This is a genomic window from Bacteroides sp. 14(A) (assembly GCF_000526555.1).
Classification (GTDB): domain Bacteria; phylum Bacteroidota; class Bacteroidia; order Bacteroidales; family Bacteroidaceae; genus Bacteroides; species Bacteroides cellulosilyticus.
Genome location: NZ_JAGH01000001.1, coordinates 1,753,041 through 1,775,750 on the forward strand (window position 1 = coordinate 1,753,041; position 22,710 = coordinate 1,775,750).

General features: G+C 43.3%; 20 protein-coding genes and 1 riboswitch. Of the genes, 10 read left to right on the top strand and 10 right to left on the bottom strand.

From position 1 onward, the window contains the following. Positions 1-113: 113 nt before the first annotated feature. Positions 114-389, bottom strand: coding sequence for an HU family DNA-binding protein (locus tag K429_RS0106545; protein ID WP_007214495.1), 276 nt, complete (start codon positions 387-389; stop codon positions 114-116). A gap of 271 nt (positions 390-660) precedes the next feature. Here K429_RS0106545 and mutY point away from each other — a divergent pair, with 271 nt between their 5' ends. The 6 genes from mutY to K429_RS0106575 all read left to right on the top strand — a co-directional run bounded on the left by mutY (position 661) and on the right by K429_RS0106575 (position 6,660). Further along, positions 661-1,701: an A/G-specific adenine glycosylase gene (gene mutY, locus K429_RS0106550; protein WP_025726412.1), complete on the top strand. Its 1,041-nt coding sequence runs from the start codon at positions 661-663 to the stop codon at positions 1,699-1,701. A 77-nt stretch (positions 1,702-1,778) separates the two neighbouring features. Continuing rightward, positions 1,779-2,237 carry a single-stranded DNA-binding protein gene (locus K429_RS0106555; RefSeq protein WP_025726413.1) on the top strand — a complete coding sequence of 153 codons (459 nt, stop codon included), beginning with the start codon at positions 1,779-1,781 and terminating at the stop codon, positions 2,235-2,237. Positions 2,238-2,260: 23 nt separating this feature from the next. Continuing rightward, entirely contained in the window at positions 2,261-3,607 is a 1,347-nt protein-coding gene (locus K429_RS0106560; RefSeq protein WP_007217640.1) for a gliding motility-associated protein GldE, read from the top strand. 13 nt (positions 3,608-3,620) lie between these two features. Beyond that, complete coding sequence (locus tag K429_RS0106565; RefSeq protein WP_025726414.1) at positions 3,621-4,253, top strand: 4'-phosphopantetheinyl transferase superfamily protein; 633 nt, start codon at positions 3,621-3,623, stop codon at positions 4,251-4,253. An 18-nt stretch (positions 4,254-4,271) separates the two neighbouring features. Next, on the top strand, positions 4,272-5,165 hold the full coding sequence (locus K429_RS0106570) for a M23 family metallopeptidase (protein ID WP_025726415.1): 894 nt from the start codon (positions 4,272-4,274) through the stop codon (positions 5,163-5,165). A gap of 121 nt (positions 5,166-5,286) precedes the next feature. After that, the gene (locus K429_RS0106575) at positions 5,287-6,660 is read left to right on the top strand and encodes a tryptophanase (protein WP_025726416.1); all 1,374 of its coding nucleotides are present in this window, start codon (positions 5,287-5,289) and stop codon (positions 6,658-6,660) included. A gap of 69 nt (positions 6,661-6,729) precedes the next feature. Here the strand turns inward: K429_RS0106575 and K429_RS0106580 are convergent, their stop codons facing one another. The 4 genes from K429_RS0106580 to K429_RS0106600 all read right to left on the bottom strand — a co-directional run bounded on the left by K429_RS0106580 (position 6,730) and on the right by K429_RS0106600 (position 10,186). Continuing rightward, positions 6,730-6,960, bottom strand: coding sequence for a (4Fe-4S)-binding protein (locus tag K429_RS0106580; protein ID WP_007214486.1), 231 nt, complete (start codon positions 6,958-6,960; stop codon positions 6,730-6,732). A gap of 9 nt (positions 6,961-6,969) precedes the next feature. After that, on the bottom strand, positions 6,970-7,272 hold the full coding sequence (locus tag K429_RS0106585) for a GNAT family N-acetyltransferase (RefSeq protein WP_007214485.1): 303 nt from the start codon (positions 7,270-7,272) through the stop codon (positions 6,970-6,972). A gap of 227 nt (positions 7,273-7,499) precedes the next feature. Continuing rightward, a riboswitch (cobalamin riboswitch) is annotated at positions 7,500-7,704 on the bottom strand. A gap of 33 nt (positions 7,705-7,737) precedes the next feature. After that, positions 7,738-9,522 carry a cell wall metabolism sensor histidine kinase WalK gene (locus tag K429_RS0106595; protein WP_022210701.1) on the bottom strand — a complete coding sequence of 595 codons (1,785 nt, stop codon included), beginning with the start codon at positions 9,520-9,522 and terminating at the stop codon, positions 7,738-7,740. Continuing rightward, complete coding sequence (locus K429_RS0106600; RefSeq protein WP_025726418.1) at positions 9,497-10,186, bottom strand: response regulator transcription factor; 690 nt, start codon at positions 10,184-10,186, stop codon at positions 9,497-9,499. Before K429_RS0106600 ends, K429_RS0106595 begins: the two co-directional genes overlap by 26 nt. A 404-nt stretch (positions 10,187-10,590) precedes the next feature. On the opposite strand from K429_RS0106600, the gene K429_RS0106605 reads away from it, so the two are divergent. The 4 genes from K429_RS0106605 (at position 10,591) to K429_RS0106620 (ending at position 15,776) form a co-directional block, all read left to right on the top strand. Next, the gene (locus K429_RS0106605; protein WP_007214482.1) at positions 10,591-11,793 is read left to right on the top strand and encodes a hypothetical protein; all 1,203 of its coding nucleotides are present in this window, start codon (positions 10,591-10,593) and stop codon (positions 11,791-11,793) included. Between the two features lie 347 nt (positions 11,794-12,140). Next, positions 12,141-12,947, top strand: a complete 807-nt coding sequence (locus K429_RS0106610; RefSeq protein ID WP_025726419.1) for a DUF3805 domain-containing protein — start codon at positions 12,141-12,143, stop codon at positions 12,945-12,947. Positions 12,948-12,999: 52 nt separating this feature from the next. After that, entirely contained in the window at positions 13,000-14,877 is a 1,878-nt protein-coding gene (locus K429_RS0106615; protein WP_025726420.1) for an ABC-F family ATP-binding cassette domain-containing protein, read from the top strand. Positions 14,878-14,915: 38 nt separating this feature from the next. Further along, the gene (locus tag K429_RS0106620; RefSeq protein WP_025726421.1) at positions 14,916-15,776 is read left to right on the top strand and encodes a histidinol-phosphatase; all 861 of its coding nucleotides are present in this window, start codon (positions 14,916-14,918) and stop codon (positions 15,774-15,776) included. A 23-nt stretch (positions 15,777-15,799) separates the two neighbouring features. Here the strand turns inward: K429_RS0106620 and K429_RS0106625 are convergent, their stop codons facing one another. From K429_RS0106625 to K429_RS0106650, 5 genes are all read right to left on the bottom strand, one after another. After that, the gene (locus tag K429_RS0106625; RefSeq protein ID WP_007214478.1) at positions 15,800-16,276 is read right to left on the bottom strand and encodes a co-chaperone YbbN; all 477 of its coding nucleotides are present in this window, start codon (positions 16,274-16,276) and stop codon (positions 15,800-15,802) included. Between the two features lie 12 nt (positions 16,277-16,288). Beyond that, positions 16,289-16,585, bottom strand: coding sequence for a thioredoxin (gene trxA, locus K429_RS0106630; RefSeq protein WP_007214477.1), 297 nt, complete (start codon positions 16,583-16,585; stop codon positions 16,289-16,291). Positions 16,586-16,947: 362 nt separating this feature from the next. Continuing rightward, positions 16,948-19,110 carry a S46 family peptidase gene (locus K429_RS0106640; protein WP_025726422.1) on the bottom strand — a complete coding sequence of 721 codons (2,163 nt, stop codon included), beginning with the start codon at positions 19,108-19,110 and terminating at the stop codon, positions 16,948-16,950. Next, entirely contained in the window at positions 19,107-21,266 is a 2,160-nt protein-coding gene (locus K429_RS0106645; RefSeq protein WP_025726423.1) for a S46 family peptidase, read from the bottom strand. The genes K429_RS0106640 and K429_RS0106645 overlap by 4 nt, the downstream gene beginning before the upstream one ends. Before the next feature lie 19 nt (positions 21,267-21,285). After that, positions 21,286-22,506: an anaerobic sulfatase-maturation protein gene (locus K429_RS0106650; protein ID WP_007214474.1), complete on the bottom strand. Its 1,221-nt coding sequence runs from the start codon at positions 22,504-22,506 to the stop codon at positions 21,286-21,288. Positions 22,507-22,710 lie beyond the last annotated feature (204 nt).

A 22,710-nucleotide genomic window follows, 5' to 3' on the forward strand; every position in this document is an offset into this window, starting at 1 on the left:
TGTCTGTTCTTTCTTAGTCTTTTTTTACGCTTGTGCGTAGACATTTTATGTCTTTTTTTCTTCTTTCCGCTAGGCATAGCTTCAATAATTTAATAGGTTAATACTCTTGTTTATTATTTCTTCACGGAGATGGTGAATGTTTTTGCAGGCTTAAATGCCGGAATGTTGTGTTCCGGAATGATAATCGTAGTATTCTTTGAGATATTACGAGCAGTTTTCTGTGCTCTTTTCTTCACTACGAAGCTACCAAACCCGCGGAGGTAAACATTTTCATCTTTTGATAAAGATGCTTTTACTGTGTCCATGAACGCTTCAACCGTAGTAAGCACTGTTACTTTGTCAATCCCGGTGTTCTTTGTAATTTCGTTTACAATATCAGCTTTAGTCATTTTTCTTTAAAAAAAATATTATTACTATAGTTTCCTAATTTTTTGGACTGCAAATATATAGCTTTTTACGCTCTCTAAAAAATATATTCTGGACAATTTTCTAAAAAAGTCTTTTGATTAAGGTTTGTTGGGGGAAAAAGAACTATTTTTGTGCTGTAGGAAGGGCTACACCCTTTTATATTAGGGATATAGCCATGAGTTACAAAGAAGGTAGCCATCTGAGGCGAAAGACGTTGCCCTTTTTAGACTTTTATAACTATCTGTAATAGAGATGAATATATTTAGTGAGAAATTGATAGCCTGGTATGCCGAAAACAAGCGTGAATTGCCTTGGCGGGATACCACCGACCCTTATATTATATGGATTTCAGAGATTATACTGCAACAGACCCGGGTAGCACAAGGTTATGATTATTTTTTGCGTTTTATTCATCGTTTTCCTAATGTGACAGCCTTGGCTGAAGCACCGGAAGATGAGGTGATGAAATGCTGGCAGGGACTGGGGTATTATTCTCGTGCACGTAATCTGCATGCGGCGGCAAAAAGTATGAATGGTGTTTTTCCGGCTACTTATGAAGAGGTACGTGCGTTGAAGGGGGTAGGGGACTATACTGCTGCAGCTATTTGCTCATCCGCCTACGGTATGCCTTATGCAGTGGTGGACGGGAATGTCTATCGTGTGCTTTCCCGTTATTTCGGTATCGATACGCCAGTGGACAGTACGGAAGGCAAAAAACTATTTGCTGCTTTGGCAGATGAGATGATGGATAAATCGCAGCCTGCTGTCTACAATCAGGCGATAATGGATTTCGGTGCCATACAATGTACGCCGCAATCACCGAATTGCCTGTTTTGCCCTTTGGTAGACAGTTGCTCAGCCCTGAAGGAGGGTACGATAACGAAGTTGCCTGTAAAGCAGCATAAGACGAAAACCACCAATCGTTATTTTAACTATATATATGTACGTGTGGGCGCGTGTACCTATTTACATAAACGGACGGAGGATGATATCTGGAAAAATCTTTTCGAATTTCCACTGATAGAAACGGAAGCACCTGTGACGGAAGAAGAGTTTCGTGAATTGCCGCAGGTACGTGCATTTTTTGCAGATGGGGAGGTTTCGGGATTGCGTTTAATCAGTGGAAATGTGAAGCATGTGCTCTCCCACAGGGTGATTTATACCAATTTCTATGAAGTTGTTTTACCGGAAAATTCTACTTCTTTTTCTGCCTTTCTGCGGGTGAAAATAGAGGATTTGGAGCAGTATGCAGTCTCTCGCCTGGTGCATGCCTTTCTGGAGAAATATCTATAAAAGTTGCGCTAACTCTTGCATTGTGTGATTATTCTGTTTAATTTTGGCAGCAAATTCAAATAAAAAGAAAAAGGCTTATGTCAGTAAATAAAGTAATATTGATTGGAAATGTAGGTAGAGACCCTGAAGTAAGATACCTTGATTCCGGTATCGCTGTGGCTTCTTTGCCTTTGGCTACTACAGACCGTGCATACACATTGGCTAACGGTACGCAGGTACCCGAACGGACGGAATGGCACAATCTGGTACTTTGGCGCGGACTGGCAGAAACAGCCGAAAAATATGTGCATAAAGGGGATAAACTTTATGTGGAAGGCAAAATACGTACCCGTTCATACGATGATCAGACCGGCGCAAAGCGCTATGTTACGGAAATCTTTGTGGACTCTATGGAAATGCTGAGCCCCAGAGGAACTGCTGCACCGGGTGCTGCCGCTCCGCAATCAGGTATGTCACAAGGTGCTCCTGCACAACCTATGGCGCAATCGCAGGCAACCCCTGCACAAGATAATACAACGGACGATTTACCGTTCTAATTGTTTAACTAAAACCAAGATCTTTGGACCCAGACGCTTATTTATGCCAGTTGGCAAATGTTTTTAATGGTATATCCGTACATAGCCCTACTATTTCGGCAATCATCGCCATTGTGTTGGCAGGCTTGCTGTTGCTCGTATCCGGCTTTGCCTCAGCTTCAGAAATAGCCTTTTTCTCTCTTTCTCCGTCCGACCTGAATGCCATTGACGAGAAGAAACATCCCTCGGACGAGAAAATTCGTAAACTTCTGGATGACACGGAAAGGTTGCTGGCAACCATTCTGATAACAAACAATTTTGTGAATGTGACCATTATCATGCTCTGTAACTTCTTTTTCATGAGCGTGTTTGAGTTTCATTCTCCTATTGCGGAATTTCTGATACTGACCGTCATCCTGACCTTCCTTCTGCTTCTTTTCGGTGAAATCATGCCGAAGATTTATTCAGCCCAGAAGACGTTGGCTTTCTGCCGCTTTTCCGCTCCGGGTATCTGGATGTTTCGTTCCCTTTTTTATCCGGTAGCGTCTATGCTGGTGCGTTCCACTTCGTTCCTGAACAAGCATTTTGCCCGTAAAAACCATAACATCTCGGTAGACGAGCTTTCTCATGCTCTTGAACTGACGGATAAGGCTGAGCTGAAAGAAGAGAATAATATCCTGGAAGGTATCATTCGTTTTGGCGGTGAAACGGCGAAGGAGGTGATGACTTCCCGTCTGGACGTAGTCGATCTGGATATTCGCACGCCTTTCAAGGATGTATTGCAATGTATTATCGAAAATGCTTACTCCCGTATCCCTATTTATTCCGAGAACCGGGATAATATCAAAGGTATCTTATATATCAAGGACTTGTTGCCCCATTTGAATAAGGTGGATTTCCGTTGGCAGTCGCTGATACGTCCGGCCTATTTTGTTCCGGAAACTAAAATGATTGACGATTTGCTGCGTGATTTTCAGGCCAATAAGATTCATATTGCCATTGTGGTTGATGAATTTGGTGGCACGTCGGGAATTGTGACGATGGAGGATATCATCGAGGAGATAGTAGGTGAGATTCACGACGAATATGATGACGAAGAACGTACGTATGCAGTGCTGAACGATCATACGTGGGTGTTTGAAGCTAAAACTCAGTTGACGGATTTTTATAAGATTACGAAGGTGGACGAGGAAGTCTTTGATGAAGTGGCGGGTGATTCTGATACGCTTGCAGGATTACTGTTGGAGCTGAAAGGTGAATTCCCTGCCCTGCATGAAAAGGTTACCTACGATCACTATGAATTTGAAGTCCTGGAGATGGATAACCGCCGTATTCTTAAAGTGAAGTTCACTATCAACACTCTTCCGTCGGATTCCGATAAGAAAGATTGATTTATAAAATAATATGTCTCTTTTCATACAACATACGTATCCTTCATATAAGTGGGGAGTCTGGAAGATGGACGAAACACTGGATGAATTGCTGAGCATGCTTCCGCAACAGGAAACATATCTGGAGGGGTTGCAACGTTTCTCTGCTGAACATCGTCGTTTGGAATGGCTGTCGGTTCGTGTGTTGGTATTTACTCTATTGGGAGAGGAAAAGGAAATTGCTTACTATCCCAGCGGGAAACCGTATCTGGCAGATAAATCTGCATCAATCAGTATTTCTCATACACGTGGGTATGTATCGGTGATTATCGGTGAAGCCGGTAAGGAAGTGGGCATTGATATAGAACAATACGGTGAACGGGTACATAAGGTGGCGCATAAGTATATGCGTACTGATGAACCTCTGTCTTCGTATCAGGGAACGGATACCTGGGCTTTGTTGCTCCATTGGTCGGCCAAAGAAGTGATGTTTAAATGTATGAATACACCGGAGGTTGATTTCCGGGAGCATCTGCGTATTTTTCCTTTTACGGTTACTGAAAAAGGAGTTTTCTCGGCTGAAGAGTACAGAACACCGGAACAGCGTAAATTTGAGATCCGATATCTCCTGCATCCGGACTTTGTGCTGACCTGGCAAGTCGATTAATTTTAAAAATATGATACTATGAAACTACAACGCTATTTCTGTCTTCTTCTTTTTTGCTTGCCTCTGCTGGTTTATGCACAGTCGGATAAGACTGTTACGGTAAGCTATGAACGGTCTACCAAGGGGGAAGTGACTTTCTATTCCGAAACTCAGTCGCATACGCCTTATACGGTATCTATGACTTTTTCCCGGCTGAGTAATACGACCTCTTCTGAAGGAGAAATTTATGATGCCGTTATTCATTATGGCAAAACACGTCTGTTGACTTTGCGTCCGTCTACGGAAAATGTTCCGATTGGATTCTCATATCGCTATACCTATAAAAAAGGAAATAGCCGCTTGAAGACGGATACCAGTTTTGTGTATCTCTTCCCTCTGGCACAAGGGAAAGTGGTTCGTGTGAATAAGATGGTGTCTTTAGATAATTTTATAGGAAAGGAAGGAGAGAAGCGTATCACGGGACTTGGTTTCTCTACGACTGCCGGAGACACGATCTTTGCTGCCCGTGGCGGACTCGTAACGGAAGTTGTTGACAATTCCGCTTCCACTTCTGAAAACACATCGTTCCATTCGACGGAAAATTATCTGGAAGTTTTCCATAAGGACGGAACTTTTGCCCGTTATAAATTATTTCAGAATGAAGGGATCTTTGTCTCTCCGGGTGAAGAGGTGATTCCGGGACAGCCGCTTGGCATCATTGGCGGAGAGAACTACAAGCAGGGTTCCCATTTACGTTTCAGTATTTATTGCCCCGATCGGCCGGATCACTCATATGTACCTGATTTTTATCTTTCTCCCGAGGAAACAGGTAAACCTGAAGAGCGGGTGATGTATAAGTCCTGGCATCCTGTTGAAATTATCATGAAGGAGATGAGTAAGAAGGAGAAGAAGAAATTTCTGTCAAAGGAATAATTTGTTGACAAAAAGATAGTAAAACTTTTGCTTAATCCTGTATAAATGCTTATATTCGACCCGTAGAAATTCTTCTACGGGTCTTTTTGTTAACTAAATGTCAAAATAATAAGCAAGCACTATGGAATTACCTTTTGCAGAGTCTTGGAAAATTAAAATGGTGGAACCCATTCGGAAGAGTACCCGCCAGGAACGTGAACAATGGCTTAAAGAAGCCCATTACAATGTGTTCCAGCTGAAATCCGAACAAGTATATATCGATTTGATAACTGACTCCGGTACGGGAGCAATGAGCGATCGTCAATGGGCAGCGATGATGCTGGGCGATGAAAGTTATGCAGGTGCTTCCTCCTTCTTCAATCTGAAAGAAGTGATCACTCGTCTGACTGGTTTTGAATATGTCATTCCCACCCATCAGGGGCGTGCTGCTGAGAATGTGCTTTTCTCTTATCTGGTACATGATGGAGATATTGTTCCGGGTAACTCTCACTTTGATACCACAAAGGGGCATATCGAGGGCCGGAAGGCCATTGCTCTGGATTGCACCATCGATGAAGCGAAGAATACTCAGTTGGAAATACCTTTTAAAGGTAATGTCGATCCTGTGAAGCTGGAAAAAGCGTTGCAGGAATATGGTGACCGTATACCGTTTATCATCGTTACCATTACGAACAACACGGCTGGCGGACAGCCCGTATCCATGCAGAATCTTCGTGAAGTCCGTGCTCTTGCGGATAAGTATAATAAACCTGTATTATTTGACTCCGCACGTTTTGCAGAAAACGCTTACTTCATCAAAATGCGTGAAGATGGCTATAGCGGTAAAACGATAAAGGAAATTACGAAAGAGATGTTCGACCTGGCGGATGGTATGACTATGAGTGCCAAGAAAGATGGTATCGTCAATATGGGAGGCTTCATTGCTACACGAAAAAAAGATTGGTACGAAGGTGCCAAAGGCTTTTGCGTGCAATATGAAGGGTATCTTACTTACGGTGGTATGAATGGTCGTGACATGAATGCACTTGCTACAGGACTGGATGAGAATACGGAATTTGATAATCTGGAAACCCGCATCCGTCAGGTAGAATATCTGGCAAAGAAGTTGGATGAATACGGTATTCCATATCAGCGTCCAGCAGGCGGACATGCCATTTTTGTGGATGCAACGAAGGTACTGACGCATGTACCGAAGAATGAATTCCCGGCACAGACTCTAACGGTTGAGCTATATCTTGAAGCCGGTATCAGAGGATGTGAAATCGGTTATATCCTGGCAGACCGTGATCCGGTTACCCGTGAGAACCGTTTTACCGGATTGGATTTATTGCGCCTGGCTATTCCCCGCCGCGTATATACGGATAATCACATGAACGTGATTGCAGTAGCGTTGAAGAATGTTTTCGACCGTCGTGAAAGTATTACTAATGGAGTCCGTATTACTTGGGAGGCTCCCCTGATGCGTCATTTCACTGTTCAATTGGAACGTACATAACTACTTTCTTTTTCATAATACAAATGAGGTTACCCGAATTCATATGTTGAAGGGGTAACCTCATTTCTTTTATTTATCTTCTTTCTCGTTATTCATTCTGTAACTTAATGCTCCCGACGGGCATTTCTTGATTTGAGCGATCAATTCTTCCGTCGTTGCATTTTCAGCCGTTATCCACGGTTTTTCTTTCGGATGATACACATTCGGAAGGGTCTTGGTACAAATGCCTGCATGTTGGCACAGTCCGGGTTGCCAGATGATGGTCACTTCCCCGTTCGTATATTCTTTCTTTATATTCATAACTATTTATTATTGAATGTGAATACCTTTCATTACAATTCTTTTCCATTCGGGATGTTTGTGAATGTATCCCGCTACAAACGGGCAGAGAGGTACTAACCTTAGTCCTTGTTTTTCTATATCTTTTAATGCTTTTTCTACTAACTGGCTGCCGATGCCTTTACCACCCAATTGAGTGGGTACTTCGGTGTGTGTCAGGTAAATCTCCCCATTCGTTGATTTTATATACTCAATCTTTGGAGTATATTTATCGACATGGAACTCATATTGGTGACGTTCTTCATTGTCGATCAGTTCATAATCTGCTTCCATAACTCTTCGTATTAATTGTTTACTGTATGTATAACACGCGGATGATGAAATTTGTTTTGGGAAAGTTACAGAATAAAATGTCCGGGCGAAATCCCTTCGACCGGACACCATTCAAATAAACTTGGCAGAGTTTATTGTTCCTTACTTTCTTTGAAGCAGAGTGGATGAATGAAATGATGGGACGATTTGCCCGTTTCATTAGACTCAACGCTTTTTCCTCGAAAGCAGTGATAAAAACAGTGCATGGCAGGTCTTCTGACTTGTTTCTGTTGCCAGGCGCCTTCCCGGAAGCGGACTTCCAGTGGCTATTGGTAGTTTGCCTGCAACCTATCATGAAACTTACAGCAGCGGGACTGTTCAGGATTTGCACCTGATTCCCTTTTAATTACCGTCTCCGAACAAAGACTGTAAACCAATGCATCGCAAAGATAAGGAAAAAAGTGATTAGTGGTTAGTGATAAGTGATTATTTTTCTTTTGCCAGTGTGAATACGAATTCCAATCCGCCACCCTGGTTGTTTTTGGCCGAAATGGTACCTCCATGGATGATTACCGAGTTCTTTACGATAGCCAATCCCAATCCCGTACCGCCCAGTTTGCGTGAGCGTCCTTTATCTACCCGGTAGAAACGTTCGAATAAGCGGTTCAGATGTTCGGGAGAGACACCTACGCCGGTGTCGGCAAAACTGAAATAATAAAAATTCTCGTCTTCGCGGAAACAACTGATGTTGATGCGTATATCCGTGCCTGCATAAGCAATAGCATTGTCCATCAGGTTGCGGAAAATGGAGTATAGCAGGGAATAGTTTCCCCGTAGTTGTATCTTTGGTTTTAGGGAGTTGACTACGGTGATATGCTTTTCTTCCAGTTCCAGGGATACCTCATTTACGATATTGCCTACTAACAGGCTGATATCTATTTTCTCCATGTCGATCATGTTGGCGGCTTCGTCCATACGCGTTAATACAGAGATGTCGCGTAGCAGTCGGCTCAACCGATTGCTTTGAGCATAGCATCGCTCCAGGAATGTCTGCATCTTCTCCCGCGAAATGTTTTCATTGTTCACGATGGTTTCCAAATAGCCCTGTATACTGCTGACCGGGGTCTTCAGTTCATGTGCGATGTTCTGTGTCAACTGGCGTTTCAGGCGGATCTGCTCTTCTTCCTGGGTGACATCATTGATGGATATCTCGAAGCTTAAGTCTTGGAATATAATACATTCCACAATAAACATACGTCCATTCTTATTGATGCTGATAGACATACGCTTTTCTTCCTTGCCCGGACGCTTGGGAGTCTTGTTGATGAAATCCGTGATTTTCTGGAACTCACTGATAGAGAATATTTCCTCTGTTGTTTGTAGGTTGGAGTCTGAAATCAGGTTGCTGTACTGTGTGAACAGGTTGTTGACCAGGATTTCTTTCTTGTCCTTATTGAATACGCCCAATCCTTCATGCGAGGTTTGTAAGTGGGTGATCAATTTCTCCCGTTCAATGTATAGCGCCTCTTTGGTTTCCCGCAGTCGCTTGTATATCTGGATGATATGCTGTGAAATCTCTCCCAGTTCATTGTGTGGGAAGGCGGACTGCATATCTGTTTCCACAGGCTCATTTTTATCGGCACGTTTGGCAAACTCGCGTAGCTGATTGATGGCTGTCCCCAGTTTAGAGGTGAATTTATAGAAGATGAAAATTAATAGTAATGATACGATGAGGGTAAACCAGATGTAGTGCTGGTCTGCTGCAAGGTGTCTTGCAAGGTTTAAGTCATAGGGGAGGGCGGAACGTATAATGTAGCCTTCATAGAGTGTGGCAGAGTAGAAGTAGGGTACTCCTGTTGTTTCGGAAGTACGGCGTACATCATATCCTTTTCCTTCTGCCAGTGCCTTTTGTACTTCCGGGCGATTGACGTGATTGCCTAACTTCTGATTCTCGAAACTGTCATATAATACGTCACCCTGTACGTTTACTACCGTAATACGTAAGTCCTGTTTGACGTACTTTTGCAGGTATCGTTCCAAAGTTTTATCCCACAGACTGTCTGGAATGTGAGTAAGTTCCTGGTGTAGTCGTTCATTATAGTCCTGTAGCTGTATATCCAGCAGATCTATCTTATATTCTTTTTCACGCTGGTATTGATACGCTAGGAAGCATCCGGCAAATACCAGAAACAGTGAAATGACCGAAAGAAATAACTTCCGGCTGAACGACAGGAAATGTGTGGTATTATTCAGCTTCGAAGCAGTATCCATATCCTAAGCGAGTTACGATGCATTTACCATAAATACCTATTTTCTTACGCAAGCGAGTGATATTCACATCGATGGTGCGGTCCAACACATAGACCTCGTCGCTCCATATCCGTGCCAGTATATCTTCGCGGGAGAATACGCGTCCCTTGCTCTGGAGGAGTAAAAGTAATATCTCAAATTCTTTTTTGGTAAGAGGGGCTTCTTCCCCGTCGATACTTACTTTCTTTTTTACAATATCAATGACTAACGTCTTGTAGCTGATTTGCTCCGGTGCCCGTTCCGGTTCTCCCTGTTGGGTGCGACGCAATACAGCTTTGACGCGTGCGATGACTTCACGCAGAGAGAAAGGTTTGGAGATGTAATCATCAGCTCCCAGATTGAAGCCGGTTACCGTATCATTTTCCGTATCCTTGGCGGTGATGAATATAATAGGTACCTGAGCGGTCTTCTTATCTTTCTTTAGTAAGCTGGCCATTTTGAAACCGGATATTTCTCCCATCATCACGTCCAGCAGCAACAGGTTGTAGCTACCGATATCCATTTTCAACGCCTCTTCGGCAGAGTTGGCCGTGTCCACTTCATACCCTTCATTCTCAAGGTTGAATTTCAGGATCTCGCAAAGGTCCTCTTCATCGTCTACAACTAAAATACGATAATCGTTCATTGCTTTTTCTAATTAATATGAGGTATTCAAAACAAATTCTCCTACCACAAAGTTATACTTTATTTCTTTTCAGCGACAAAGGTGCGGTGTTTTTGTTACGGGAAAGTGAAACACGTGTTACAATTTGATTACATTTTTGTATGTGCTGAAGGTAATCCGGTCCATACCAAGTCCGTACCAACTCCGTGTCAGATCCGTAGAAACTCCGTACCGGGTCCGTATTAACTCCGTATTGGGTCCGTATCAGGTTCAAGCGTATAGGCACGGAGATGGTACGAACCTGACGCGGAGTTGGTAAGGCTTTGACACGGTTTTGGTAAGGTGAAGAACTGTAAACTATTACTTTTGCATTCCAGTTTTTCAGTTTTTATACTTACCTTTGTCTTAATATAAATAACATTGGTATGAAAGAGTTGACTAATATAAATTTTCGGCGATATAAATGGCGTTTGCCCGCTCTGATAGCTTTATTGGTGGTGGTTGTGGCAGGTTCCTTTTGGCTGAATACGGCTCCGTTCCGTTCCGGGTTTGAGATAACGGATGAGTTGGGAGGCAACATCTTTCCTTCCAGTATTCTTTCTGTAGCGACGACGGATGCGCAAGTCATTGTTCCGGCTGATTCCTTATATGTGGGTAATTCTAAATCCTGCATTTCTATCCGGATTCGTTCGGGGAAGGCGTATAGCAGGGTGCGTATTGAAGTTGCTGAAACTCCGTTCTTTTCCCGTTCCGTATCTGAGTTTGTGCTGGCTAAACCACGGACGGAATATACGATCTATCCCGATATTATCTGGAATTACGAAGCGCTGAAGAATAATAACCAGGCGGAACCGGTAAGTGTGGCTGTTAAGGTAGAAATGAATGATAAGGATTTGGGGCAGCGGGTTCGTACTTTTTCTGTTCGCAGCATTAATGAATGTCTGTTGGGGTATGTCACGAACGGAACTAAATTTCATGATACCGGTATTTTCTTTGCGGCATACGTCAATGAGGAAAATCCGATGATTGATAAACTGTTGCGTGAAGCACTGAACACCCGTATTGTCAATCGTTTCCTGGGCTATCAAGGTGGCAATGCTGAAGTGGTGGACAAGCAAGTCTATGCTCTATGGAACGTACTTCAAAAGCGTAATTTCCGTTACAGTTCTGTTTCTAATACCAGTTTGTCCAGTAATGTGGTCTTTTCCCAGCGTGTTCGCACGTTTGATGATGCACTGGAGTCTTCGCAGATTAACTGTGTGGATGGTAGCGTGTTGTTTGCTTCCTTGCTTCGTGCTATTAATATAGAGCCAATATTAGTTCGTACTCCGGGACACATGTTTGTGGGGTATTATACAGATGCCGGTCGCAAGAATATGAACTTCCTTGAAACTACTATGATTGGAGATGTGGATCTGGATGATTTCTTTCCGGATGAGAAGCTGGATTCAACGATGGTAGGTAAATCACAGAATCAAATGTCACGACTGACATTCGATAAGTCTAAGCAATACGCTAATAATAAGTATAAGCAAAATGAAGAAGGAATACATTCCGGGAAATTGAATTACATGTTTTTGGAGATTTCTAAGGATGTGAGAAGGAAGATACAGCCTATTGGAAAATAGAAGATACCAAGAGGTTAGTTATTAAGAATCGCTGCTTTTTTGCATATTAATCTATAAAATTCCATAGTTTATAGAACGTTAATTTAAATATCTTAAAATATTGGGAATCTATATATTTCATTGATTATCTTTGCGCTCGGAAACAGAAATATGATTTTCTTTGAAGTTTCATAGAGATTTAATAAGATATTGAAGACTGTAACGGTCTTCATTCATAGATGATGATTGGGACAGTCGGTTCGTGAGAATCGGCTGTTTTTTGTTTCTGTTTGTTTGCATATCAACGGATGTAATGTTACTTTTGCCGAACGAGGTCAGGTGGCCTCGTTATTAACCTCTGAATAGCAATGGCACAAAGCAAGAAATTTATCTCTCCGGGAGCATGGTTTTCCATGTTGTATCCCGCAGACTGGAATGAGTTTGAAGATGGGGAAGGCTCTTTTCTCTTCTATAATCCAAGTGAATGGACTGGAAATTTTCGTATTTCTGCATATAAAGGTAACGCTATGTATGGTCGGGAAGTTACCCGTCAGGAACTGAAAGACAATCCTTCGGCAGTCTCCGTTAAAATAGGAAGCTTGGCATGTGCTTACAGTAAGGAGATGTTTGAAGAAGAAGGGGCTTATTATACTTCTCATCTTTGGATTACCGGTGTGGATGATGTTGCCTTTGAATGTTCCTTTACGGTAAGCAAGGGAGCATCTGTGGCAGAGGCCGAAGCCGTTATCGCTTCGTTGGAAATACGTAAAGAGGGAGTGAAATATCCGGCAGAGCTTATACCTGTCCGCTTGTCCGAAATCTACCAGATTAATGAGGCTTTTGAGTGGGTGACCACTACTGTAAAAGAACAACTGAAAAAAGATTTCCAAGGTATGGAAGAAGATTTGGACAGTATGCAACAGGTCATTGATAGTGGAACTATCGGTCCGAAGAAGAAAGAAGCATGGCTTTCATTTGGTATTGCCATCTGTGTGATTCTTGCCAATGAAGTAGATGGGTTAGAATGGATGACTCTGATAGATGGTAATCGTGAAGCTCCTGTATTGCAGAATCTTACTACTAGAGAATGGATTGACCCCATGAAATTAGTGTGGAGCAAAGTGAAGGCAGGGGAATCTTGCAATCTGGCAGAAACCTACAAATCCTTACTCTGATCATTTGCCAACCAGCCATAAATCATAAATTATAAATCATAAATCTTAAACTGTGATTAGTTATCTTCAGATAGAAAATTTGACCAAGTCATTCGGTGATTTGGTATTGCTTGAGAATACTTCGCTCGGTGTGGCCGAAGGGCAACGTATCGGACTGATTGCCAAAAACGGCAGTGGTAAAACTACTTTGTTGAATATCATTGCCGGAAAAGAAGGCTATGACAGTGGAACCATTTCTTTTCGTCGTGACCTTAGGGTCGGATATTTGGAACAAGACCCGCAATATCCCGAAGAACTGACCGTTCTGGAAGCTTGTTTCCATCATGGCAATAGTACGGTAGAACTGATAAAGGAGTACGAACGCTGCATGGAAACAGAAGGACATCCTGGTTTGGACGAAATCCTGGTGCGCATGGATCATGAAAAAGCATGGGAGTATGAGCAGAAGGCAAAGCAAATTCTTTCCCAGTTGAAGATAAGAAACTTCGATCAGCAAGTAAAGCATCTTTCTGGTGGACAGTTGAAGCGCGTGGCGCTTGCCAATACCCTTATCACTGAGCCTGATCTGCTGATTCTGGATGAGCCGACCAACCATCTCGATCTTGATATGACTGAATGGTTGGAAGATTACCTGCGCCGCACAAACCTCAGTCTGCTCATGGTGACGCACGACCGTTACTTTCTCGACCGTGTCTGTACCGAAATCATTGAAATAGACAATCGTCAGATCTATCAATATAAGGGAAATTATAGCTATTACCTGGAGAAACGTCAAGAGCGTATCGATGCAACGAATGTTGAAATAACCCGTGCCAACAATCTGTATCGCACTGAGTTGGAATGGATGCGTCGTATGCCGCAAGCCCGCGGGCATAAAGCGCGTTATCGCGAAGAAGCTTTCTATGAACTGGAGAAAGTAGCTAAACAGCGGTTTAATAACGACAATGTGAAACTGGAAGTAAAGGCCTCCTACATCGGTAGCAAGATATTCGAAGCAGACCATTTGTACAAGTCGTTTGGTGACCTTAAAATATTAGAAGACTTTTCTTACATTTTTGCCCGTTATGAAAAGATGGGCATTGTTGGTAATAACGGTACCGGTAAATCTACTTTTATCAAAATACTGATGGGAGAGGAGAAAGCCGATAGCGGAACGATTGATATCGGAGAAACGGTACGTTTCGGTTATTATTCGCAGGATGGCTTACAGTTCGATGAGCAGATGAAAGTGATTGATGTGGTACAGGATATCGCCGAAGTCATAGAGTTAGGTAATGGTAAAAAGCTGACCGCTTCCCAGTTTCTGCAACATTTTCTCTTCACTCCCGAAACCCAGCATAGCTATGTTTATAAACTGAGTGGTGGAGAGCGCCGTCGCCTGTATCTGTGTACGGTATTGATGCGTAATCCTAATTTCCTTGTGCTGGATGAGCCTACCAATGATCTGGATATCATTACCCTGAATGTACTGGAAGAGTATTTACAGAATTTCAAGGGGTGTGTTATCGTAGTAAGCCACGACCGCTACTTTATGGATAAAGTAGTAGACCATATGCTAGTCTTCAACGGTCAGGCGGATATCCGTGATTTCCCCGGAAATTATACCCAGTATCGTGACTGGAAGGAAGAAAAAGCCCGGCTGGAAAAGGAGAAAGAAAAAGAAGCCTCTAAACCGCAGGAAGATAAAACCGCTAAAGTGCGTTTGAATGAAAAACGCCGGATGTCCTTTAAAGAGAAAAGGGAGTTTGATCAGCTGGAGCAGGAAATTGCTACATTGGAGGACGAAAAGAAAACCATTGAAGCTGCCCTGTGCAGTGGCACCTTATCCGTAGAAGAACTCACAGAGAAATCAAAGCGTTTGCCCGAGATCACGGATTTGATTGATGAAAAGACCATGCGTTGGCTGGAACTTAGTGAAATAGAAGAATGATAGGGTGATAAGATGATAAATGATAAGATGATAAAATTATGAGCAACAGAACTGGAAATTTAACGAACTATCATAGTCATAGCTTATATTGCGACGGACGTGCTAATATGGAAGACTTTATCCGCTTTGCCCTGAGTGAAGGATTTACTTCTTATGGATTTTCTTCCCATGCCCCTCTGCCGTTTTCTACAGCGTGGACTATGGAGTGGGACGCTATGGATGACTATCTGGCCGAATTCCATCGTCTGAAGGCTAAGTATGCCGGACAAATAGAACTCTATATCGGTCTGGAGATTGACTATCTGAATGAAGAGAGCAATCCGTCTGTTGTCCGTTTCCGCGAATTACCGTTGGATTACCGTATCGGTTCTGTGCACTTGCTTTATGATGATAAGGGAGAAATAGTGGATGTGGATGTGACGGCTGATAAATTCCGCAGACTTGTGAATAAACATTTCAATGGTGACCTGGTGAGAGTGGTGCATCTTTATTATGACCGTTTGATGCGTATGGTGGAACTGGGTGGTTTTGATATTGTCGGTCATGCTGACAAAATGCACTATAACGCATCTGCTTATCATCCCGGCTTACTGGATGAGCCTTGGTATGATGCTTTGATTCAGGAATATTTTGATGCTATTGCCCGAAAAGGATATATCGTAGAGATTAATACAAAATCTTATCTGGAATTGGGTACTTTCTATCCTAATGAACGCTACTTCCCTGTATTGCTTGAAAAGGGAATCCGTGTACAGGTTAATAGTGATTCCCACTACCCGGAGCGTATAAACAACGGACGCCTGCAAGCTTTGATGGCCCTGCAAGCGTCCGGTTATCACACTGTCACGGAGATGTACAATAATGAGTGGAAAGATATGCCACTCCTCATTCATACATAACTCCAGTGACTTTTTCTTATATATTATTTCTTCTTTAACAAGAAATCTTCAATTGCCTTTTGGTAAGTGGCTTTATCAGCTGCACCACGGAAAAGCTGAGGTTCTCCTTCCATCGGAATGAATACAAAGAGAGGAATGCTGCTTGCATTGAATAATGCGGCAAGTTCACGTTCTTTGTCCACATTCACTTTGTAGATCACGATCTTTCCGGCGTATTCTTTTGCCAGATCTTTCATGATGGGCGCTGTCATGCGGCAGGGACCACACCAGTCGGCATACAAATCAATGATGGCGGGTTTGTCACCCTTATATTTCCAGTCCTGGGATTTCTCGTAATCGAATACATCTTTAATAAACATATCCTTGTTCATTACGATTACTTCTCCGCTCTTGGCTTCTTTTTGTTCCGGTTCATTGGGTTGTGCTTTTGCTCCATCCTTGCAGGCGAATGTCAGTACGCTGGCAAAAATCAGAATGGCAAAGGTTAGTACTTTCTTCATAATGTTTGTTCTTTATGAATTTTGTTCAATGACGCCTTTCAACTCACTGCCCTTAATAACTCCGGAATGACGCCAAACGGCTTCACCTTTCTTGAATACGATAAAAGTGGGTACCGCTTGTATACGATACTTAGCAGCCAGTTCCTCATGTTGGTCTACATCGATTTTCACGATGCGGGCACCATCACCGATTTGTCCTTTCAGCTCTTCCAATACGGGATGCATTGCCTTACATGGGCCACACCAAGTTGCAAAAAAGTCTACTAAAACAGGTTTTTCTGATTGTATAAGTTCTTCAAATTTCTCCATAATCTTTTCCTTTCTGTTATTAATTCATTTTTTTTATAAATACAATATTAGTGTTGTTGTCTGTATAGTGAAACAGTTTGTGGTGTCTTTTGTTCACGATCTATTGCTTTTCATACTATTTAAATGGCATATTTGGGTATTTTTTAGAATACTTTCAATTTTGAAACATTTTCCATCGGAAAATTTATCAAATGATTCTGATTTCTTTCCTGGGTGCTCTGTGGGTAACTGTTGTACTATGGTTGAATGAAAACATTTCGCCCCTGCAAACATTGTGATTGACTTTAGTTATTCACTTTACTTGCAGGGGCGAATTATGGTTCACTTGAATATCCGAGTGATATTTTTATACTTCCTTTTATTTATTCCGCAATAGTCAGCTCCTTGATAATATGTGAGGCACCGGCATACTTCTCTATGATAAATAAAGTGTAGCGAATGTCTACGCAGGCTGCACGCTGTGAAGAGGGGCGGAAGGCTATATCTCCTGTAAGTCCTTCATAATTGCGGTCGAAACCTGTACCGATGAGCTCACCTTTGGCATTGAATACCGGACTGCCGGAGTTACCGCCGGTGTTGTCTGTATTCACAATGAAGCAGATGGGCATTTCACCATTCGGCATGGCATAGCGTCCGAAGTCCTTGGACTGATACAGTTGTTTTAATTTGGCAGGAATCACAAACTCCCAATTGTCGGGATCTTCCTTTTCCATGGCACCTTTGAGGGTGGTATAGTAACCATATTCCACTCCGTCAGCCGGTTCATAAGGCAACACCTTTCCGTAGGTGAGGCGTAGGGTGGAGTTGGCATCCGGATAAATGGGAGTATCTGCACTCCGTTTCATGTCCATCATACCTTTTACCCATACTTTGTGTGCGGCATTGTAATTCTTGTTGGCGTCTGCCATAGCAATGGCGGTCTGCAACAGTCCGTCTGTGATGGAATGTTTGAACAGTACCATCCAGTCAAATCCCAACTTATACGAGCCCGGTTTTCGGATGAATTTTTCAAAGTTTTCCTTCTTGCCGAAGATAGAGTGGTCGAAACAAGCATCGACAAAGGCATCACTGTTACCTTTGAAACGTTTGTCAATGACCTCAAAGATGCTGATGCGTTGTTCCGCCGGGATATATTGCATATAAGTCTGCAACATTTTCTTGGCAACTGTACGTTCCACATTAGGGAAAGGTACGGAAGCAAAGTACTTGTCAGCGGCAATCTTTAAGCTATCAGCGGCAGCCTTTATCTGTGCCTTGTCCTTACTTTTCAGGGCAGCCAGCATGGCAGAAGTGTTGGGGATGCGCATAAAATCCAGACCTGTCACCAATGCTTCCTGAATGGCCTGCTGATGATAGAGGGCAGGGCGGCGATGCTCAACGATACTGCGTATTTGATCGAATGCTTTCTGGTAAGAATCATCACCCTGTTCACGTCCGCGAGCCAAGAGTTGTTCCTGCTGGGCACGTTTCGTGTCGAGTACTTTCAGGCGGATAAGTCCTTCGTTCATACCAATGGCATTTTTCCAATAATTGGCAGAAGAGGCATACTTACTGGCATAATGGATACGTACAGCAGGATTTTTCTGCATTTGTTCCATCAATGCTTCCTGGCGAACACCACGTACATGATGGCGCATGAAATTAGTGGTTTGCATACGTTCTTCCACTTCGTCGGAAATCATATAGCGCCAGTTGCGTCCGGGAAATCCCATGACGAAAGTGAAGTCACCTTCTTTGTATCCGGCAAGGCTGATGGTAAGATGTTTCTTCACTTTCAGGGGAACGTTATCCTTGGAGTATTCCACCGGATTTCCGTCCTTGTCGGCATATATGCGGAACAAAGAGAAGTCACCTGTATGTCGCGGCCACATCCAGTTATCGGTATCCGCACCGAATTTACCGATAGAAGAGGGAGGTGCACCCACCATACGGATGTCACTGTAAGTGGTTTTAACAAACAGGTAGTAGCGGTTACCACCATAGAAAGCTTTCAGTTCAAGCTTGCGTCCCGGTGTCAGGGCAATGCCTTGTTCGGAAGAGAAGCGCTCGGCTACTTCCTTCAGGTATTTGGGTGACAGATAGTTTGTACCGTTTGGGTCCGGATCTATCTTCAACTGTTCGTTGACGTAGTCTGTTACATCCAGGATTTCATCAATGTAAGTAATGGTAAGTCCTTTACAGGGAAGCTCTTCTTCGCGGTTCATTGCCCAGAATCCATCTGTCAGATAGTCATGCTCCACTGTACTGTGCTGTTGGATAGAACCATAGCCACAATGATGGTTAGTCAGTACCAATCCTTCGGCAGAGATCACTTCACCTGTGCAACCGCCACCGAAGTGAACCACTGCATCTTTCAGGGCGATGCCGTCAGGATTATAAATCTGGTTCACCGGGATTAATAATCCCAGTTCCGTCATAGCGACTTCGTTCTGCTTTTGCAGATCGGTCAGCATCCACATGCCTTCGTCAGCGTGTGCGGCGAAGGCAAGTGATGTTATGAATAGGGATAAGATTGTTTTTCTCATTCTACAATTTTCATTTCTTTAATCAAATGTTCGCATCCTCCCAGTTTTTCAAGGATGAACAGTACATAGCGGATGTCCAGATTGATACAACGTTGCAGGTTATTATCAAAATTGATGTCACCGCTAAGAGACTCCCAGTTACCATCGAAAGCAGTACCGATTAATTCACCGTTTGCATTCAGCACGGGGCTACCGGAGTTACCACCGGTGATGTCGTTTGTGCTGAGGAAGCAAACCGGCATATCACCGTTTGGCAGAGCATAACGTCCGAAGTCTTTTTTCAGTATCAGCTCCTTCAGTTTGGCAGGAACTACGAATTCACGGTCCTCGGGATTTTCTTTTTCCAGAATACCGTCCGTAGTAGTATAGTACTTGTAATGTACGGCATCACGCGGATTGTATGATTTCACGTTACCATACGTCAGTCGAATGGTAAAGTTAGCGTCCGGATAAGAAGGAACGGGTTCTTTCATTTCGCCCAGTCCGCGGATATATGCTTTGTGCAGTAATGCCAGTTCTTTGGAAGTACTGTTCAGTTCCTGTGCCAGTGACCTCAGTTTTTCAATCTTGGCGCGTGAATATTGAGTTGCCAGATCCTTTTCGATAGCTTTTACTGTAGGTTTCTTGATGAACTTGTCAAAGTTGGCCTGGTTTGCCAGGATGGAATTGTCATACATGGCATCAATATAAGCATTATAGTCGCCTTTAAACTCTTTTTCAATATCCTGATAGAAAGCCGGGCGTTGTTCTGCCGGAATAATTTCGGCATATACCGGGAAGATAGCTTTGGCTACTTTGCGGTCTACTTCATGATCGTAGTCTTTATTATGGATGTCAGCAAAGACCTCTTTCAACTGTTCGAGAGACTTATTGATGAGAGAGTCGTTCTTTTCTTCCAATCCCTTTTTCAGGTTATCCATAACCATGTACGGGCTACCGAATTCAATGGCGCCACTGAATGCTTCCATCAGGTAGTAATACTGACCGGTCACCGGCATTGTCTGGTTTACAATGGCATCTATTTTTTCTACTACACCTTCGTACTCCGGTTTACCTTTAGCGAATTCTGCGAATTTCTTCTCCTGTTCTGCCTTTGTACCCAGTACATCATTATCAATGATCGCTTTATTCATACCGATGGAGTTCTTCCAGTAATTGCTGCTGCCGGCATACTTGTTGGCATATTGAATACGAGTTTTGTCGCTGGCAGCCATCACTTCTTTCAATACGGCGAGGCGTGCGCCACGTATAGTGATACGCGGTTGGTTCTGTGCTTCCATACGTTCCTTTACTTCCGATACGGTGAGGTAACGGCTTGTGCTTCCGGGGAAACCCATGATCATGGCGTAATCACCTTCTTCCAGCCCCTTGATAGAGATAGGCAGATATTTGGGAGTCTTCAAAGGTACATTTGATGCTGCATATTCTGCGGGATCACCGTTAGCATCGGCATAGATACGGAACATGGAGAAGTCACCCGTGTGGCGGGGCCACATCCAGTTGTCCGTCTCGCCACCAAATTTGCCTACGGAAGAAGGAGGTGCGGCTACCATACGTACGTCTGTGTACACTTTCTTATAGAACAAATAGAATTTATTTCCGGCATAGAACGGCAAAGCTTGTACTTCAATGCCTTTTTTACCTTTCAGATCGCTCTTCTCAAACAATTCTTTAGCCAGTTTATTGAGGAACGGGCGGGTGAGTGCATTTACTTCAGTTACTTCACCGGTAGCGATCTTTTGGTTCACGATGTCCGTAATGTCTTCGATACGGTCAACGAACTGGAATTTCAATCCCGGAGTAGGCAATTCCTCACCACGGTTTTTTGCCCAGAAACCATCGGTCAGATAGTCATGTTCCACGCTGCTATGTTGCTGGATAGAAGCGTATCCGCAATGATGGTTTGTCAGAATCAGCCCTTCCGGTGAGATGATTTCACCTGTACAACCACCGCCAAAGATACCTACCGCATCTTTCAGTGATACTCCATTCGGATTATACAAATCATCCGCTTCCAGTTTCAAACCTTGTTTTTTCATCAACTCAATGGAGTTCTGCTGTTTCATCAGTTGCAGTAACCACATTCCTTCGTCGGCACGTGCTGTAGAGCCGAACGCCAGCGCTGCAAGCGCTACTAAGTAGGTTCTAATTTTCATTGTTATCTGTTTATACAATTTATTGTTTTATGAAATTCATTACATTGGCAGGCGGACGTTGGTTCATCAGTTCATTCTTCATGAAGTCCATGTATGGCGCTACATGACTGAAAAAACGATGATATCCCTTGCACAGATAATTCAGTCCCGGTTCGCCACTTGCCGTTCGTGCGAAGCGGTTTTTAGGACATTCGCCATTGCAGGCAAACAGCCATTCACACTCCCGGCATTGGGTGGGCAATGATTGCTGCTTCATTTGTCCGAAAGCCTGCTGCTTATCACTGTACATCATTTCCACCAGCGTCTTCTGGTAAATGTTGCCCAACTTATATTCGGGGAATACAAAATGGTCGCAGGAGTATACGTCTCCGTTGAACTCCATCACTCCCGCATGTCCGCAGGTCTTTGCCATGGAGCAAACGCCCGGTTGTTCGCCTATCCAGTTGGCCAGGGTAGAGTCGAACAATTGAATGTAATAGGTACCTACATCCTTTTTCACCCATTCGTCAAAGAGAGTGCAGAGGAAATTGCCCCATTGCTCAGGGCTGATGGAGAAATCCGCCAGTTCGGCCACCTCTTCACGATCGGCCAGTGAGGCCAGATGACGTCCGTCCTGATGTCCGAATACGCGCTCTACGATGGGGGCGAACTGTATGTAGTGACAACCTATTTCTTTGAAGAAGTTGTAGAATTCCAGAGGATAATCGGCATTGTAGTCGTTCACTACCGCCATGCCGTTCCATTCCACACCATGCTTTTTCAGTAGATTGATGCCTTGCATTACTTTTACGAAAGAAGGCTTACCTTGCTTATTCTTGCGATATTCGTCGTGAAATTCTTGTGGCCCGTCGATAGAGACACCTACCAGCCAGTTGTTTTCACGGAAGAATTCGCACCATTCATCCGTCAGCATGGTTCCGTTGGTCTGTATACTATTGTCTATGGTGCGTCCGCGGGCATATTTTTTTTGCAGTTCCATGGCCTTTTTGTAGAAGGACAACGGGCGCATCAAAGTTTCCCCACCGTGCCAGGTGAACATTACCTGCGGCATGGTTTGCGAATTTATGTATTCTTCAATAAACTTTTCCAGCAACTCCTCACTCATTACGTGCTTGGGGTTGTTTTGGTATAGCTTGCTCTTTTCCAGGTAGTAACAGTAATCGCATGCAAGGTTGCATACGGCGCCTACCGGTTTCAGCATAACATAAAGAGGCTTGGCAAAAGGAGCATAAGTTGACATAGGAGATTAACTTGTTTCAGTTACAGGGTTTACATTTTGTTAGTTATCACTGCAAAAATAAGTAAACTAAATGAAATATCCTTTCTTTTCTCCCTCCTTATAAGGATTATTAATGGAAAAAAGAGAGCAAAAATTAAATATTGATAAAAAGTTTCTTTACAGCCCGAATAGGTTGTACCTTTGTATCGTGTTTCATAAAAATCG

Bases quoted from the DNA above. Each gene is read 5' to 3' on its own strand.
- K429_RS0106575 (WP_025726416.1), top strand. From the start codon at position 5,287: ATGGAATTACCTTTTGCAGAGTCTTGGAAAATTAAAATGGTGGAACCC.
- K429_RS0106580 (WP_007214486.1), bottom strand. From the start codon at position 6,960: ATGAATATAAAGAAAGAATATACGAACGGGGAAGTGACCATCATCTGG.
- K429_RS0106625 (WP_007214478.1), bottom strand. From the start codon at position 16,276: ATGAAGAAAGTACTAACCTTTGCCATTCTGATTTTTGCCAGCGTACTG.
- K429_RS0106610 (WP_025726419.1), top strand. From the start codon at position 12,141: ATGGCACAAAGCAAGAAATTTATCTCTCCGGGAGCATGGTTTTCCATG.
- K429_RS0106605 (WP_007214482.1), top strand. From the start codon at position 10,591: ATGAAAGAGTTGACTAATATAAATTTTCGGCGATATAAATGGCGTTTG.
- K429_RS0106555 (WP_025726413.1), top strand. From the start codon at position 1,779: ATGTCAGTAAATAAAGTAATATTGATTGGAAATGTAGGTAGAGACCCT.
- K429_RS0106585 (WP_007214485.1), bottom strand. From the start codon at position 7,272: ATGGAAGCAGATTATGAACTGATCGACAATGAAGAACGTCACCAATAT.
- K429_RS0106570 (WP_025726415.1), top strand. From the start codon at position 4,272: ATGAAACTACAACGCTATTTCTGTCTTCTTCTTTTTTGCTTGCCTCTG.
- K429_RS0106650 (WP_007214474.1), bottom strand. From the start codon at position 22,506: ATGTCAACTTATGCTCCTTTTGCCAAGCCTCTTTATGTTATGCTGAAA.
- K429_RS0106595 (WP_022210701.1), bottom strand. From the start codon at position 9,522: ATGGATACTGCTTCGAAGCTGAATAATACCACACATTTCCTGTCGTTC.
- trxA (WP_007214477.1), bottom strand. From the start codon at position 16,585: ATGGAGAAATTTGAAGAACTTATACAATCAGAAAAACCTGTTTTAGTA.
- K429_RS0106645 (WP_025726423.1), bottom strand. From the start codon at position 21,266: ATGAAAATTAGAACCTACTTAGTAGCGCTTGCAGCGCTGGCGTTCGGC.
- K429_RS0106545 (WP_007214495.1), bottom strand. From the start codon at position 389: ATGACTAAAGCTGATATTGTAAACGAAATTACAAAGAACACCGGGATT.
- K429_RS0106600 (WP_025726418.1), bottom strand. From the start codon at position 10,186: ATGAACGATTATCGTATTTTAGTTGTAGACGATGAAGAGGACCTTTGC.
- K429_RS0106620 (WP_025726421.1), top strand. From the start codon at position 14,916: ATGAGCAACAGAACTGGAAATTTAACGAACTATCATAGTCATAGCTTA.
- K429_RS0106640 (WP_025726422.1), bottom strand. From the start codon at position 19,110: ATGAGAAAAACAATCTTATCCCTATTCATAACATCACTTGCCTTCGCC.
- mutY (WP_025726412.1), top strand. From the start codon at position 661: ATGAATATATTTAGTGAGAAATTGATAGCCTGGTATGCCGAAAACAAG.
- K429_RS0106565 (WP_025726414.1), top strand. From the start codon at position 3,621: ATGTCTCTTTTCATACAACATACGTATCCTTCATATAAGTGGGGAGTC.